The 15,672-nt window shown below is 37.5% G+C and carries 13 protein-coding genes; 6 read left to right on the top strand and 7 right to left on the bottom strand.

Annotation, left to right across the window (positions count from 1 at the left end):
- Positions 1-232 precede the first annotated feature (232 nt).
- Positions 233-1,546, top strand: a complete 1,314-nt coding sequence (locus tag C9J35_RS16700; RefSeq protein WP_235616342.1) for a hypothetical protein — start codon at positions 233-235, stop codon at positions 1,544-1,546.
- Positions 1,547-1,767: 221 nt separating this feature from the next.
- Here the strand turns inward: C9J35_RS16700 and C9J35_RS16695 are convergent, their stop codons facing one another.
- The 5 genes from C9J35_RS16695 to C9J35_RS16675 form a co-directional block, all read right to left on the bottom strand.
- Complete coding sequence (locus tag C9J35_RS16695; protein WP_107925385.1) at positions 1,768-2,676, bottom strand: ABC transporter substrate-binding protein; 909 nt, start codon at positions 2,674-2,676, stop codon at positions 1,768-1,770.
- Positions 2,677-2,843: 167 nt separating this feature from the next.
- Positions 2,844-4,433, bottom strand: coding sequence for an ABC transporter substrate-binding protein (locus tag C9J35_RS16690; protein WP_107925368.1), 1,590 nt, complete (start codon positions 4,431-4,433; stop codon positions 2,844-2,846).
- Entirely contained in the window at positions 4,426-5,421 is a 996-nt protein-coding gene (locus C9J35_RS16685; protein WP_235616341.1) for a helix-turn-helix domain-containing protein, read from the bottom strand. The genes C9J35_RS16690 and C9J35_RS16685 overlap by 8 nt, the downstream gene beginning before the upstream one ends.
- A 142-nt stretch (positions 5,422-5,563) precedes the next feature.
- A complete protein-coding gene (locus tag C9J35_RS16680) occupies positions 5,564-6,748 on the bottom strand; it encodes an MFS transporter (protein ID WP_107925367.1) in 1,185 nt (394 codons plus the stop codon).
- A gap of 197 nt (positions 6,749-6,945) precedes the next feature.
- Entirely contained in the window at positions 6,946-8,892 is a 1,947-nt protein-coding gene (locus C9J35_RS16675) for an AraC family transcriptional regulator (RefSeq protein WP_107925366.1), read from the bottom strand.
- A gap of 236 nt (positions 8,893-9,128) precedes the next feature.
- Between C9J35_RS16675 and C9J35_RS16670 the strand changes: the two genes are divergently transcribed.
- The 5 genes from C9J35_RS16670 to C9J35_RS16650 all read left to right on the top strand — a co-directional run bounded on the left by C9J35_RS16670 (position 9,129) and on the right by C9J35_RS16650 (position 14,943).
- Positions 9,129-10,088 carry an ABC transporter substrate-binding protein gene (locus C9J35_RS16670; protein ID WP_167395994.1) on the top strand — a complete coding sequence of 320 codons (960 nt, stop codon included), beginning with the start codon at positions 9,129-9,131 and terminating at the stop codon, positions 10,086-10,088.
- A gap of 103 nt (positions 10,089-10,191) precedes the next feature.
- Complete coding sequence (locus C9J35_RS16665; RefSeq protein ID WP_107925365.1) at positions 10,192-11,829, top strand: helix-turn-helix domain-containing protein; 1,638 nt, start codon at positions 10,192-10,194, stop codon at positions 11,827-11,829.
- A 67-nt stretch (positions 11,830-11,896) separates the two neighbouring features.
- A complete protein-coding gene (locus C9J35_RS16660; RefSeq protein ID WP_107925364.1) occupies positions 11,897-13,096 on the top strand; it encodes an AraC family transcriptional regulator in 1,200 nt (399 codons plus the stop codon).
- Between the two features lie 45 nt (positions 13,097-13,141).
- Positions 13,142-14,146 carry an ABC transporter substrate-binding protein gene (locus C9J35_RS16655; RefSeq protein WP_107925363.1) on the top strand — a complete coding sequence of 335 codons (1,005 nt, stop codon included), beginning with the start codon at positions 13,142-13,144 and terminating at the stop codon, positions 14,144-14,146.
- Positions 14,143-14,943: an alpha/beta hydrolase gene (locus tag C9J35_RS16650; protein WP_054768212.1), complete on the top strand. Its 801-nt coding sequence runs from the start codon at positions 14,143-14,145 to the stop codon at positions 14,941-14,943. The genes C9J35_RS16655 and C9J35_RS16650 overlap by 4 nt, the downstream gene beginning before the upstream one ends.
- A 359-nt stretch (positions 14,944-15,302) precedes the next feature.
- Here the strand turns inward: C9J35_RS16650 and C9J35_RS23720 are convergent, their stop codons facing one another.
- Together C9J35_RS23720 and C9J35_RS24590 are read right to left on the bottom strand one after the other, a co-directional pair.
- On the bottom strand, positions 15,303-15,455 hold the full coding sequence (locus tag C9J35_RS23720; protein WP_167395993.1) for a hypothetical protein: 153 nt from the start codon (positions 15,453-15,455) through the stop codon (positions 15,303-15,305).
- A 42-nt stretch (positions 15,456-15,497) separates the two neighbouring features.
- The gene (locus tag C9J35_RS24590) at positions 15,498-15,623 is read right to left on the bottom strand and encodes a hypothetical protein (protein WP_268807933.1); all 126 of its coding nucleotides are present in this window, start codon (positions 15,621-15,623) and stop codon (positions 15,498-15,500) included.
- Between the last annotated feature and the right edge of the window lie 49 nt (positions 15,624-15,672).

The raw sequence follows: 15,672 nt of genomic DNA, 5'->3' as shown, positions 1-15,672 counted from the left end.
CGTCCCCTTCCACCATTCTATCCGTCTCTCCAGTTATGAAAACAGCAGGCTACGGGAAAAATCCATAGCCTGCTCATTATTCTATAAAATTTCATTGTTCATAATAGTATATAAGATACACTTTCCATCAAAAAATATACAAACCATCTACCTATTCATCCAAAAAATGCATAAAAATATCCTAAGCTATGATAAAATTAGTAATTATAGAAATAGGAGGTTCTCCCATATTATGAAACATAAAAGAAGCCTTGCCTTATTTGCTTTAGTAGCAGTTCCTTCGCTCATTTTTACTACACCTACTACGTCAGCATCTGCTGCTGGTATCTCGGCAAATTCAAAGACAGCTTACATATACAATTACAATTACAATTACTATTATTACAACTCTAATGTTTCGAACGTTATTCAGCTCATTAATAACATTAATGATACTGCTTCATCATTCCAACCAACATTAGAGGCAGCTAACAAAGCCTACAATGCTTTAACAGAAACAGAGAAGCAATACGTAACGAATTACAGCACACTGTCAAATCACCAGCAAACAAGGGTGGCCTATCGTCGACTGGCGACTCAGATTGAAGAAAAGTTAGCTTCTGTCGAATCGACATCCATTAATTACTATCAAAACGTGATTGAAACGAGAGATTGGTATAACACATTAAATGCCGCACAAAAGTCCTTTGTTAGCGCAGATACACAAAAAATACTGACATCTTCTATCGCGCCCAATACATCCGTTGATAAAGTTGTTAATAAAATCCAATTATTGAATTCGTCTCGCATTAGCTTCCATAAAGATGTCGCAGAAGCACGAGCTGAATACAATGCATTACGTAGATTTTCAAATGTTTCTTTCCCTAGCGGTACTGAAAAACTATTACTAGATGCTGAACAACTTGTATTAAAGGATAAAGCAGCAGCTAAAGAAGTTGAAAACGCCATTGCTGCTTTATCGCCAAAGACTTCCACTAATCAAGATGTCCAAGCAGTAAAAACAGCCTTTGAAGCGTTAACACCTGTTCAACAGCAGCTTGTGCCGAATGTAGGGACATTAGTAGACTATGTGAATGGCAAATACAAACTTCCAGCTAAGGGGAGTACGATAAAAACCCCTATATTATCGGACACAGCAGCAGTACCAGGTAAAAATACAGCTATGGCCAAAAGTAGAAATACCTATAAAGCAAAAATCAATGTTGCTGACTCTGAAATCAGCACAGAGCGCTTTGTTTTGACGACAAAAGCAAACATGACCGTCATCGTTCCACCACTAGGGACGCTAGTTAATGGGGACGCTGGCGTAATGGATATCCAGCTCACAAGAAATCTAAATCGTATTACCTTCCAAGCAACTTTGAATAAAAAACCTGTAGAATTCGTGGCAGATATGGAAATAATCATTGAGAATTTACCAAAGGATGCTTCTATTGTTCGTATCAATGAATTCGGTGATCACGAACCGGCTTCTTACTCAGTCAATGACAATCAACACATCATTCAAACGAAAACATCTGGTACGTTCCAAATCATTAGAAATTAACATCCCTGTAAAGCGCCAATATCACAATCACAAATTGAGGAGAGTATAATGCATGCCCTCCTCTCTTTTTACATTCACTATTTGCATCTAAACATTTTCTTTGAAGATGGTGCTTGATAAATTTCACATGTAGGGTAAATCAAATTATTTTATTCCAAATGAAAAGAAGCACCATCTGCCATAAAGCTAACAATGGTGCTTCTTTTTCAATTACTCTACTTCTAATCACTAATTTTAATTTTTTGATTTGTTAGCCACATTGTTAATTCCTCAACCTGAGCTAAAACAGCGGTCGGATCGTAGTACCAAGAACGCTCCTCCGGCCAAACATAAAGACGATCGTTTTTTACCGCAGGCAAAGTTCCCCATAGTGGATCCGCCTTGAAATCTTCAACCGTTCGACTGTTAGAAGTCATAATAATATAATCACCTGCATAGCTTGTCAACAATTCCTCTGAAATTTGAGCCCATTGTTTCTCCATAATTTCATCTGCTATATTTGCAGGAGGCTTACGTCCAAGCGCTTGATAGATGGGCTGTCCCCCACGACCGAAATTATCTCCATACACATAAGTCTCCTTATCAGTGTATTCCATGATAGAGAAGCTTAACCCTTCGTCAAGAACTGCATCAATCTTTGCTTTAGCATCTGCAATCTTTTGATCGTAATGATCTAACCATGCTTCAGCTTCTTTTTCTTTTCCGAGTAATTGACCGAAATAAGTTAGTTCTTCATGAGCATTTTTTAGTTCACCATATGGCACAACAACTGTAGGGGCTATTTTACTTAACGCCTCATAGTTATCTCCATTCCCAGTTATGATTAAATCTGGGCTAAGCGCAAGAACACTTTCAGTAGATGGCGCGCTGTAATCACCTATATCGTCAATTCCAGTTAGCGCATCTTTGAAATAATAATTTTTAAGCGTTAATCCAGGGGCTCCTACTGGAATTATGTCTAATGCGATTAGACTACCTATGTATTCCACGGCTACAATACGCTTCGGGTGAATAGGGATTGTCACCTCTCCATTTACTGTTGTAATCGTTTTTGTCACGGCAGTTTCTTGTGTTTCTTCACTTGCTTTAGGTTTCCCCGTATTATTTGTTTCTCCACATGCCGTTAACATTAATAGCAAGCATAGAAATAACGGAACGATGAATTTCCTATATTGATATTGTTGTAAGCGCAATTTAAACCCTCCATTTCTAACTATTGATAACGATTCTCAATTGTTATTGTAAATTGGCGAGTAAACATTGTCTATGCACTAAAATGATTTATTACCGTTCATTATTATGATGTTAACACCTTCATTAGTTCATATAGCTGTGCTTTCGAAGACAACGGATCATAGCCATAAAACATGTTTGATTGGTTAATCACATATACTTGCTTCCGCTGCACAGCCTCCATCTTAAGCCAAGACTCTGATTGAAACAAATGACTCACACGCTTTTTGCCTGCTTTATTCAATGGAAGTGCTGTAATAAATATATGATCAGCGGGGTAATTTGCGATAGCTTCAATATCTATCTCAATATAGCCACTTTTTTCTATATTATGATGAAGCATAGAAGTAGGTAAATGAAATCCCATATCGTCATACAAAATTTGGCTTCCTCTTCCAAAGCTGCTATTTATACAATATGCGATATTTTCACCGATTTCCCACACAATGGCTGTCCCCCTTATGCCCAGATAGTGATCAAGTTGCTCGTTACATTGCGAAACCAATTGATCATATTGGCTAAACCAAGCCTCCACTTGTTGCTGTTTATCTACAATATCTGCAATAAGGCGAAACTGTTCGCGCCAACTGATATGCATAAAAGGAATTTCAAGTACAGGAGCCACTGAAAGTAAAGACTTATTGTTCTTAGCTGTATTATAGTTGATGATTAAATCAGGTCGAACTGCTGCGATATTTTTATAGATGGATGTTGTATCCTGTTCATAATTATTTAGCTTGTATACGGGACTTACTTGCTTAACATCGTCTAGCCACTCAGAATACACCCCCAATTCAGGTATAATACCAAGTGCAAGTAGACACGCAGTATGATTCGTATTAAGAGAAACCACTCGCTTTTTCTTATTATAAAAAGCGGAAGGAGACATCCCCACTAACTGCTTAAATTTGCGGCTTAAATAGGTACCTTCTTTGTAGCCGACTTCCTGCGCCAGATTATCTAATTTAGGCATGTTATATAGCAACTTCTGCTGAGATTCACGAATCCGTAGTAAGGCAAGATATGCACTAAAAGTTAGGCCTGTCTTTTTACGAAAAGCACGTGAGAAGTGCTCTGGGCTGACTTGTGCTAATTGGGCAATCTGTTCCCGTGTTAAATCTTCATGAAAATGTCTATCCATATAATTGAGTATTTGTTCTAGCCAGGAATCACTAGGTCGAATTCTATCTTCCATTTCTTTGTAAAGTGCTTCAAGAAGTTCTAAAAATAATTTTTGAAAATGAAATGGGTTACTGTTCATAGATTCGCTCGATATTATTTCTAACTCTGAAGCCATACGAATTATCTCGTAAGAGCAGTCCGAAAGCGGTTCGGAATGCTTCAATATGCTCGGTTCAGATTGGTCGTTCGTTAAACCATGGTATTGGATTAGCGTTCCTCGAAGTCCAGCATGTAACTTGGTTGTGATGTCTAATTCTTTTGCATTATGCCAAAGTACCACGCATCCACGTGATAGCCTGTATTGTTCTCCCTTTAAAGTAAGAAATCCATGTCCTTCATAAATAACTAAAATAGATGGTAACGAAGAAATTTCCTCAGATTTACTAACGACCTTTTCTAACCTAGCAATTTGTATCGGATAATAAAATGTTTGCGATAAAGGTGTTGCATCTTGTGAAATCAGATTAGCCATCTATGTCCTCTACAATCCTTTTACCTCTAACAAAATTGCTAGGATTGATTCCATATTTATCTTTGAAAGTTTGTGCAAAATAACTAGGGTTAGCGTAGCCTACTTGACTAGATACTTCATTCACATTCATCTTCCCTTCCTGTAATAATAAATACGCCTTTTCCAAGCGTTTTTCTCGTAAATAACCAAAAACCGTTGTGCCAAACATCTCTTTAAAGCCCTTTTTTAATTTAAAATCGTTAAGTCCTATTGAACGTGATAATTCCATTAATGTAGGCGGATCTATCATGTGTTCAATAATCATGGTCTGAGCTAGTTTGATTTTTGATATATCACTTTTTGAGAATTCTGATGGCCTTGGAGAATTATCTAACAGGAAAGAACGAAATGTCATAGATAGTAGTTGTAATGCACAACATTCTAACTCTAGATTTGTCATATGTTTGCTGTCTACTGCATCCAACATTTGCTTAACAATAATAGATACGGATGGTTCCATTTTTTCTTGAAAAATTCGGTACGATTTCTCTCCAATAACATGGGAAAATTTTTTCACACTACCTCTACCGCCACCCGTTGCTTGCATAAAATGATTGAAAGTTGAAACCGGCATACCAATCCCTACCATTTTATAACATTCATTTTTATGAAAAGAAAAATTTGCTGCTACTTGCTCTATAAATTGAAGAGAGCATGTCCCTGAAGCCATTTCGTGCTCTAATCCCGAAATCTGAATTCCTCTAACACCTTGCATACAAAAGCTAAGTTCAATCATTGGCTGTTTCGTAGACATTTGCATCTGATAATTTTGATAAAAAGCATAGTCAGAGATGACCACTTCTAAATCTGAACGCGGAATCAAGCGATGTATCGTTCCCTCTTTAACATTGGATTGGAATGCCATATACTCTGTTGGGGCGCCGTGTTTCTTTGATATGTCCAACGCATTGAAAAAATGGCTAAAGTTCTGATGAAAGTTAGTTGTCAATGTTTCATCACACCCTTCACAACTCTTGTTGAGAATGATTTTCATTATCTGTTGAAAGTATAGCAAATTCAAAACTCTTTTGCTATTAAATAAAAATAAAAAAGGAATAGGTCAGAGTGCTTTATTGTTACTAACAATGCCTTTACTGCACTTCTTTCGATTGAATCATCATGGCAAGAAGTACACACAAGAAGAACATAACTGCACCGAAACCGTATGTAGATATATAACCACCAGCGTATTCTATTAGTCCACCAGCAAGCACAGGGCCAATCATTTGGCCAACTGCATAAAAAATAGATATAAAACCAATTGCAGTCGCAACATACTTAGGTTGCACTTGTTGACTGGCTTTCATTTGAATTAGCACTAGAACACCACCAAGTGAAGAACCCCAAATAACTGCTGATACAATAAATCCTGCTATAGTTCCGTATACAATTGGAAGAATATCTCCAACCACAGACATTATTAAAGCAGCAAGTAACGCTGTTTTTACACCTATTCGATCAGCGAGCATTCCCCATAACGGAGCACCTCCAATTGAAACAATACCCGCTATCGCATAGGTTCCTGCCATTGCGTTAGAAAGTCCAAGCTCTTTCATATAACTTGTTTGATATAAATTCGGTATTAAATAGACAATACCAACAATAAAATAGAGCACTGCAATGAAATACAGTTCTTTACTTCTCCACCCCTTCGTTTTTTCGTCACCATTTACATTTTCGTGTGATGCATGTGGAGTTTTTAAAACAAACGCTGCAAGTAGCACTACGATGATTGTTATGCTTGCAAATATTAGCCAAGGGCCTCGCCATCCAAGCTGTGGCAATTGCTGTAACATTAATGGCACAAGTATTCCAGATAATAGCATCCCAATACCTGCCCCACTCATTAACAGTCCCATCACTGTTCCTCTTTTCTTTGGAAACGAGCCAACTGCTATTGATAGAAGAGGTGTATAAACTAGTGCACTACCAGCGCCTGCTAAAAACAAACTTATAGCTGCCCACCAAAAGTCCGTGACAAATACAAGACCTGCTAATCCTGCAACAACAAGTCCACTACCTAACAGCAGCACTTTTTTCGCCCCTATACGCAGCGTCAAAATGCCTGCCATCCCTACAGTTAACAAATAACCTAAAAATAACATTGTTCCTAATAATCCAGACTCTGTCGTAGTGAGTGACAGACCCACCTGCATGAAAGGTAATATAATTCCATAGGCCATCCTGGCGAAACCCGTGGTTGTAATGATTAAAAGCATACCTGTCAAAACGAACATCCAAAAGTGTTGCCTTTCTTTCTTTAATTGACTATTCATTTCTCAATTCCTCCTATACTCTTACTACAAATAACAATGTAAACATTGTTATCGTACCCCCTTACTTATTTGTTCTCTACCAATTGATGGATAAAATAGTGGTTTGCTGGTTTTTTATGATTTAGCAATTTCCATAGCAACAAAAAAGCTCCCATACCTTATGTAGGCACGAGAGATTTTTAAAGGCTTATTCCTTTTTAACTAAACATATTATTTTCCCTTTCCAGTAAACTATTCACAATAAATTCAAGCTGTTTATCTAAGGAAATAGGATCACTGAAGAAAGAATCATATTCATCTATGATGAATACACGGTTATTTTTTATAGCCGGCAGGTCCTTCCATAAAACCCCAGATGTTGATTTTTCAAAATCGGCGTTATCTTCAACAAATATATAATCTCCTGCAAACTCTGGGAGTCGTTCTAAAGAAAAGGAAACCCATCCACCCTTTAAATCGATTGCTTCTTTTTGAATTAGCTCAGGCGCCTTTAAACCAAACTCTCCGTACATGATTTCTCCGCCTCTTCCAAATTTATCACCATATGCATATATTTCTTTTTCACCCACACCGAGAATTGCTATTGTTTTATTGCCTACTTTCTCTTGAATAAGTGGTTGGTACTCTGCAATTTTTCTATTCCAATTAGCAATCCATTGTTCTGCAACTTCTTCTTTCCCAAACATTTTTCCAAATTCAAGGAACTGTTCTTTAAAATCCTTTTCTTTCGGCTTAATGGCAATGGTTGGGGCTATTTTTTGTAGGTTTTCAATATTTTCGGAGGACGTTTTTGTAATAATTAAATCTGGCTTTAATTCGAGAATTTTTTCGAGTGATTCATCATCTCCAATATTCTCGACACCATCCACTAGTCCATCAAAGTATCGATTTCTTAAACCAAATTGAGACAATCCAACTGGTTTTATGCCAAGTGCTAGTAAGTAACCAGCATAACTTTCTGCAGTGACAACAATTCTCTGTGGATTTTCTGGGATTTCAACTTCGCCATTACCAGTATTGACAATTTTAGTTCTTGTTTGGACTTCTTCGGACTGAGAAGTTGTTGTTTTTATGCTTCCGTTTGTTGAACTATTTTCTATTGCTCGCTCAGAACATGCACTCAATAACAAAGAGAAGCATAAAAATAAAGTTGCGAGCATGTGCATTTTTGTAGGTTTAACCATTAATAAGTCTCCTTTTTCAGTATATTGATAATGATTATCACCAATATATCGTTGAGAGGCTTGTCCAACAATGGAGAATTCTATGCAATTATCTGGAGAATCTTCTGTTTTTCGCTGATTTAATGTTATTTTTCTATATTTTGCAGGTGAAACATCTTTATATTTTTTAAAAAGGCGGCTAAAGTAATACGAGTCTTTATATCCTACACTTTTGGCAATCTCACTGACAGTCGCATCTGTTTCAACTAACATCATTTCAGCCTTTTCAATTCTGGTGAAGATTAAATATTCAATTGGGCTAAATCCCGTCCTTTTTTTAAATAGAGAAGATAAATGAGGCACACTGTAATTCAAATTTTCTGCAAGGGATTCCAACATGATGGACTCAGCATAATGCTCTTGAATATAGACAATGACTTGATCGGCAAGCTCTGGTTGCTTCACCTCAACCCCCTGAACGTGGAGCTGTTCCAAAACACTATACGTAAATTGATAGAATAGTGTCTTCACATGGAATCGACCAATCGGCTCTGGTTGTTGCCATCTTTGATTCATCAATTTCACATGATAAAAAAGGGTGCTAGGATAATGCGGCAAAAAACTATATTGCATATGGAATGGATTACTTTTCTCCATCTTCTCTATGATGTTCTTTGCACATGGTAGTGGTATTGTTGCTCGATAATATATCATATAAAACTCAAATTCTGCTTCTGTTAAGGATATGCTCAGGTGAATTCCTTTGCCGCTATGTATCACTTGAAATTTTCGGGAAATATATTCAATTTTATTCAGTTGCACCACAGCACTGCCGCGTGTTGCAAAAAGAAATGCACTAGCAGGCAACTTATAGGCATCCAAAGATTCACCCTTTTTTAACCTATTATGACGTACATCCAATACTTTAATAGAGGCACGATTCCATAGAAAAATATGATGATTAATGTCCAATGCATTCACTCATTTCTTTTGTTTACAATTACTAGCATAGCCATTATAAATGATAATGATAATTATTATCAATTATTCATATAATCTTTCCATTAATGTACGTCTACCTTTTTTAGAGCATTTTGTATAAAGATTAATTAGACTACTTTAGTTTCTCCATTGTGCAAAATAACCGGCTACATTATGCTGTCTTATATCGATAATGATAATCATTATCTATTTCATTTTTATACGGAGGAACTCACATGAAAAAGTTAAATCGATATATGCTTATTTGTAGCGTACTATTAATATTCGGGGTATTGCTAACTGCTTGTGGCTCAAAGAACGCAGCAACAGATAAAGAAGAAACTCCAGTGGAAGAAGCAAAAGTACGCGTTTATAAAGACACTGTAGGACATGAGGTTGAAATTCCTGTTTCACCGGAAAGAGTGGTTTATGATGGTGAAGGCTATGGTGATTTACTTGCTTTAGATATTAAGACAGTAGGGGCTGGCTTCTCATGGATTACCAATTATGCATGGGCAGATCGTGTACAAAATGTAGAGGATGTAGGCTTCCCTATCAATGTAGAAAAAACATTAGCTTTAAAACCTGACCTTATTATCATTGCAACTACTGATGAAAAAACGTATTCACAGCTTGCTAAAATAGCTCCAACTATAGTGATCGATACATTTGCTCCTTTAGACAAACGTTTATCCGTACTTGGTGATATATTTGGAAAGAAACAACAAGCAACAGAATGGTTAAACAACTATAATGAAAAAACTGAAAAAATGTGGAAATCACTAGTTGATGACGGCACAATACAACCCAATGAAACAGCTTCAATTTTGACTTATTATCCTGGCGATCGTTTATTTGTCATGGCTCGTACTGGACTATCACAAGTACTTTACGATTCGAATGGTGGCTTTAAACCAGGTAAAAATATTCAACAAATTCTTGATGAAGAGAAAGGCTTTGTTGAAATTTCCACTGAACTTCTCCCTGAGTATGCCGGAGACCGAATCTTCATACTGACACCAGTAGATGATGAAGCGAAACAGTCAACTAACGATATGATGGAAAGCAATATGTGGAAAAATCTACCTGCGGTCAAAAATGGACATATCTACACGATTGATATCCAAAAGAGTGACAGTGATGCTTTTACAAGAGAATGGTTATTAAAAGAAATCCCTGCTATGTTAAAAAAATAAATAAAATATAAAGGGGCATTTCACCTAGTTGAAATGCCCCTTTATATTTTATACAATACTATTAATTGATAATCATTTTCATTTACATAAAGGAGCGAAAAAGTTGGACCATAAAAAGCCGATTTCTTACGAAACAGCATTGCTTTTTCATCTATCCGATATTGACTATTTTACTCGCTCCGTACAATGGAGTTGCCAGCAAATATTGGCTAAGCAACATACGTTAATTATTTTTACTACGGGCTGTGGAACGCTAACTATTGACGATAATCCATACGTTGTTGCACAGGGTAAAATTTTTCTCCTCCCACCTGATTCCGTCATGGATTTTTCAGATATAGATAAGCATCATTATAGTTTTTATAAAATATCATTTACGACTATTCAATTACAACAACAAGTACCTTCTACATACAAAGAAAGTCTATTTTCTAACCTGATAGAGTATCCAATCTATCCTTACGCTCGCTTAATTCGACTCGCTGAGGAGCTTTACAAAACACATCTTAATCCAATCAAACAACAAAGTCTTTTATATGAATGCCTTAGTGTTTTGTTTGACTATCAACTTCAAAAAGATCATACATTTGATGCATCAAAAGCTGTCGAGCAAACCATCGAATATCTACATGAGCACTTTCAAATGCCGCTAACAGTCAAACAATTAGCAAGTTTAGCTCATGTTGCTCAATGGCAGTACAGTACAATCTTTCAAACATTAACAGGTAAAAAACCGCTTGATTATTTAACTGAATTACGATTAGAGCACGCGCAAGTACTACTTCAACAAACAAATGAACCGTTAAAGGATATTGCGCAGCTGGTAGGCTTTAACGATGAATATTATTTTAATCGACGCTTTAAACAAATTATCGGTATACCACCAAAGCAATTTGCCCGCAAGCAAAAGCAAAAGGTTGTTGTACAGGACTGGACCGGTCATGAGGTTGAAATCCCTTCCTCTCCTAGCCGTGTTATTTATCATGGCGAGACATTTGGAGATATGCTCATTTTTGATATACAACCGATTGGTGGAGATAAAACTGCCATTAATAAATCGTTCTATAGAAATCGTGTTCCACTTGTTCAAGATGTAAACTTTCCGATTGATTTTGAAAAATCCTCTGAATTGAATCCTGATTTAATTATCTTTACAAATGCTGACGAACAGCAATATCGAGTTTTATCAGAAATTGCTCCTACTGTTACGCATAACTCATGGGACACCCTTGAAAAGCGTATTGCTCTATTAGGACAATGGCTTGGCAAGGAACAAGTGGCGCAAGATTGGCTTTATCGTTTCAAAGAAAAGGAAGTTATGATGTGGCAACAATTACAAACAACTCTTGCACCTGGTGAAACAGCCTCTGTTTTTATTTTCGACCGAGGGAAACGTCTATTTGTGATGGGATGCACAGGTCTATCAACTGCTCTCTATCATCCATATGGTTTTCAACCAAACCACTTAATTAAAAATTTAATTCAATCCGGCGAAGGCTATGAAGAAATACCGTTAAATTTAATGCCTGCCTATGCAGGTGATCGAATCTTTCTGCTGTTCTCAGATAATCTTGAATCAAGACTAGCTACAGAGGCACTCATCAACAGCTCCCTCTGGAAAAGCCTACCTGCAGTGAAGAAAGGTAATTTTTATTTAGTAGACGCGAGAAAATGGAATTATAGCGATGCTTACACAAGGGAAAAGTTACTTGGGGCTTTGCCTCGATTGATTGGATATTGAAAGTTACTCAATTAATGCCGCCAATATTTAACCTGATTATAGATTTTTGGCTGAGAGGTGGATTCGCATGTTGCATAACGAGAAAACTCATAGCACTAAAATCGGGGACGTTGTACAGATGTCTCTAGACGATGTGCGAATTTTTATGGCAAATCATTTTGATCTACCATTAACTATTGATTATCTAGCGTTGATAACAGGCTTGAGCCCAAACTATTTTGGCGAAGCGTTTAAGAAATCATATGGACAAAGTGCTACCGATTATTTGACCGAACTTCGTATCGGACAAGCGAAACAGTTGCTTCGTGAAACAGATTTTTTGTTACGAGACATTGCACAAAAAGTCGGCTATAACGACGAGTTTTATTTCAGTCGAAAATTTAAGAAAGAAGTTGGTGTTTCTCCATCCTTATATAGTAAGGCTTTTCGAAAGCGAATTTCTACCTTTTGCGTTTCAGTAATCGGTAACCTACTAGCACTCGGTGTCATACCAGTAGCTGCCCCACTCAACGCTAAATGGAGTCCCTATTATTACTACTATTACCAGTCTAAAATTAACATCCACTTAAATATTTTTGATGCTGAGTCACAGGAAAATTTTAAAAAGCTAGCATCTGCGAAACCAGATATTGTTATTGTTCATGAAAAAACCTCTGTAAGTATGACTAATTGGCTTGAAAAGGCAGGTATCCAAATAATCAGTATAGGTAATGGAAATTGGAAAACACAGCTTAGAGAAATAGCTTTTGAAGTAAAGAAACAAAGTCAATGTGAAGACTTCATTCAATCTTACGAACAAAAAGCTTTGCAGGCACAGAAGGCTATTAAACACAATGTTGGAGAAGATCGTTTTGCTGTTCTCAGATTATCAGGAGATAAACTATATTTATATAGCAACAATGGGATACGAGATGTTATTTCTCAAGATTTACAGCTAAATATCATCGATGTACAGAAGGAACCCTGTAATGAGCAAATCTCCATTGACCAGCTGCTGGAGTTGAATCCTGATCGTCTGCTAATTCTCCTTTGCCCAGACACTGATACTCGGGTTTATTGGCTTTCGCTACAGCATCTTATTCACTGGAAAAAACTGAAGGCCGTACAAAATGGTTATGTTTATCTCATACCGTCTAATCCTTGGTTCGAGTATTCCGCCATTGCCATAAATCGGATGCTGGACGAAATGCTGTTAATGTTAACCGAAAAAAATCCAAATCCCTTTCCTGTTCCCGTCCATGGAGTCTTACCTAACACTGATTTATAATTCTATGTGAGAATCATTATCAGTGAAGGGAGATTTTAATTTTATATGCACCAAATTCTTAGCAATAAATACAGTTCGATTTTTAGGGCTTTCTGCATTCTAACAACCCTGTTAATTACACTCGTAATGCTCACTGCCTGCAACTCTAAAACAGTAGATCAGGAAGATACATCAGCCAACGCAATGGAAGCATCAACGGTTAACAATGCCGAGGAAAAAAACATCTATCCACTGACGGTAACAGACGAGCTTGGCAACGAGATAACACTCACGACTAAACCAACTAAAATTTTTGCACCTGTGATGGAGGACTCCTTGCTTGCTATAGGAGTTAAGCCGATTGTGCAATGGTCGAACGGTGTTAAGCCGCAACTCTATTTACAAAATCAGCTAAATGATGTTCCAGAGATTAGCTTTGCAAGTGGCCCCCCATCTGCAGAAGCAATTCTGGCTTATCAGCCCGATTTAATTATTTTGCACAACGCCAATTATGCCGAGAAAGGTGTATATGACAAATATGCAAAAATTGCCCCGACCTACGTGTTCAAAAACGCACCTAGTGATTTAAACAATTCTATTAAAATTTTGGGCCAACTAGTCAATGAACCAAAAAAGGCAGAACAAGCTCTACAACGTTATCGGGAAAAGGTTGATGCTGCGAAGAAAAAGCTGACTGCTGTGGAAGGGAAGAAAGTAGCTTTAATGCGATTTAATGCAAAAGGTATGTTTTTTATGAATGATGACTATTTTGGAGGCTATGTGCTAACACATGAATTAGGATTTGAACAAAGCAACTTAGTGAAAAGCGGCGCCTTTGAAGTATCGTTGGAAATATTACCTGAATTGGACGCAGATTATATTTTCCTTATTAATGACGGAAATCTAGGCGATGAATACTTAACAGAATTAAAGGAAAGTAGCATTTGGCAAAGTACAGCTGCCGTCAAAAACAATCAAGTTTTTGAAACTTCAGGTGATTACTGGCTGAATGGCGGAATTCAAGCTCAAGGCGAAGTGATAGAAGACGTATTGGAGTTCCTAGCGCCATGAGTAACATGACTGGACTACCTTATAGACAAGAGAGCTATTTTGAACTGCAAATGACATCCCGTAGGAAACTTGACTACAGAATTTTGGTCGCGGCTCCAATGGATGAACCCCCTCCCAATGGCTATGCAGTTATCTATGCCTTAGACGGGGATGCCCTTTTTCAAACGCTTGCCGAAGCAGTAAAACTACAAACAAGAAAACCTAAAGGCTTTGATCCGATAGTAGTGATTGGTATCGGCTATCCTTCGCGTGAACCATTTGATATGGATCGACGATGTCGTGATTTTACAATGCCAGTAAATGAAGCTAGCCTACCATCCCGTTCTATAGGCAAACCATGGCCAACTAGTGGCCATGCTGATGACTTTCTAGACTTTATTGAGCAGGAACTAAAGCCTGCAATTGCCAAGGAATGGCCAATTAATGCTGGAAAGCAAGCTATTGTTGGTCATTCACTAGGCGGGCTTTTCACATTGCATGCACTGTTTGCAAGACCTCACTTATTTACCCATTATGTAGCCGGTAGCCCCTCTGTTTGGTGGGGAGAAAATGAAATACTAAAGGAATTAGACATGTTTAAGGAAACATGGAAAGGTGAGTATCCACTCAACCTTCTGTTAACGATCGGCGCGGAAGAGCTACCGGATATGCTGGATGGAGCCGAGCAGGTTTTTGAGCGAATGAAGGGTCTAGCGGCCAGTGACATTCACACGAACTATGTAAAATTTGCTGAAGAAGAACATGTTAGTGTGCTCCCTGCAATGCTTAGCAGGCTTCCTCGATTTCTAAATTCCTAATGCAGGACAAAACCCAAGTGGCGGTGACTCCACTTGGGTTTTTACACTTCAAAATATTGTCGACTGTTAACCTCGCTCAAAGTATATAGCACGAAACAATCTGGGTTTAATCCTGAATACCTGTTACTTTTGATGGCATTAAAATGTTGGAAATAGCGTAGGACTAACGCTATTTCGCTAACATATTCGGCAATTCCTCCAACAACATTTCACTCGTTGTCATATCATCATAATTCCATTTATCCTCTATATAATATACTTGATTGTTTTTTACGGCAGGCAAAGAGTTCCACAAGGGCTTGTTGTAATTCTTCAAAAGCTTTTTGAGCTTCTTTATCCGCAGAAAGTAATACAAATAATTAATTACCAACAAGCGTATCATGCATGGATTCTTCAGAAATGTGAATATACGGCCCACTGTTCGGCTGTAACGCTTGTACCTTTTCATCCATAGCAAAACCTTCAGGTTGATACAATAAATCAGCTACCCCACCTGTTTTCATCACATACATATTTTATTCCAAAAATATTGAAGTACCACAGCAGTTTCGCCTTCAGCCACTGTACCATTTATACGAAGCTTCTGCATCTTCTTCATACTGCTTCAGTTGTTGCTTTCCTTCTGCTTTTTTACCAACAATATCAGCAATAATAGGGAAACGTTCCTTTAATGGGAGCATACCATCGAAAAAACGACCATTTTACTAGTTGCGACATTTACTCATGATA

Origin of the sequence: Lysinibacillus parviboronicapiens (assembly GCF_003049575.1) — a bacterium.
GTDB classification, from domain to species: Bacteria; Bacillota; Bacilli; order Bacillales_A; family Planococcaceae; genus Lysinibacillus; species Lysinibacillus parviboronicapiens.
This window is presented reverse-complemented; position numbering and strand designations above follow the sequence as displayed.

Excerpts from the sequence above, each read along its gene's own strand:
- C9J35_RS16700 (WP_235616342.1), top strand. The coding sequence starts at position 233 with ATGAAACATAAAAGAAGCCTTGCCTTATTTGCTTTAGTAGCAGTTCCT.
- C9J35_RS16695 (WP_107925385.1), bottom strand. The coding sequence starts at position 2,676 with ATGTTAACGGCATGTGGAGAAACAAATAATACGGGGAAACCTAAAGCA.
- C9J35_RS16690 (WP_107925368.1), bottom strand. The coding sequence starts at position 4,433 with ATGGCTAATCTGATTTCACAAGATGCAACACCTTTATCGCAAACATTT.
- C9J35_RS16680 (WP_107925367.1), bottom strand. The coding sequence starts at position 6,748 with ATGAATAGTCAATTAAAGAAAGAAAGGCAACACTTTTGGATGTTCGTT.
- C9J35_RS16670 (WP_167395994.1), top strand. The coding sequence starts at position 9,129 with ATGAAAAAGTTAAATCGATATATGCTTATTTGTAGCGTACTATTAATA.
- C9J35_RS16660 (WP_107925364.1), top strand. The coding sequence starts at position 11,897 with ATGTTGCATAACGAGAAAACTCATAGCACTAAAATCGGGGACGTTGTA.
- C9J35_RS16655 (WP_107925363.1), top strand. The coding sequence starts at position 13,142 with ATGCACCAAATTCTTAGCAATAAATACAGTTCGATTTTTAGGGCTTTC.
- C9J35_RS16650 (WP_054768212.1), top strand. The coding sequence starts at position 14,143 with ATGAGTAACATGACTGGACTACCTTATAGACAAGAGAGCTATTTTGAA.
- C9J35_RS23720 (WP_167395993.1), bottom strand. The coding sequence starts at position 15,455 with ATGTATGTGATGAAAACAGGTGGGGTAGCTGATTTATTGTATCAACCT.
- C9J35_RS24590 (WP_268807933.1), bottom strand. The coding sequence starts at position 15,623 with ATGCTCCCATTAAAGGAACGTTTCCCTATTATTGCTGATATTGTTGGT.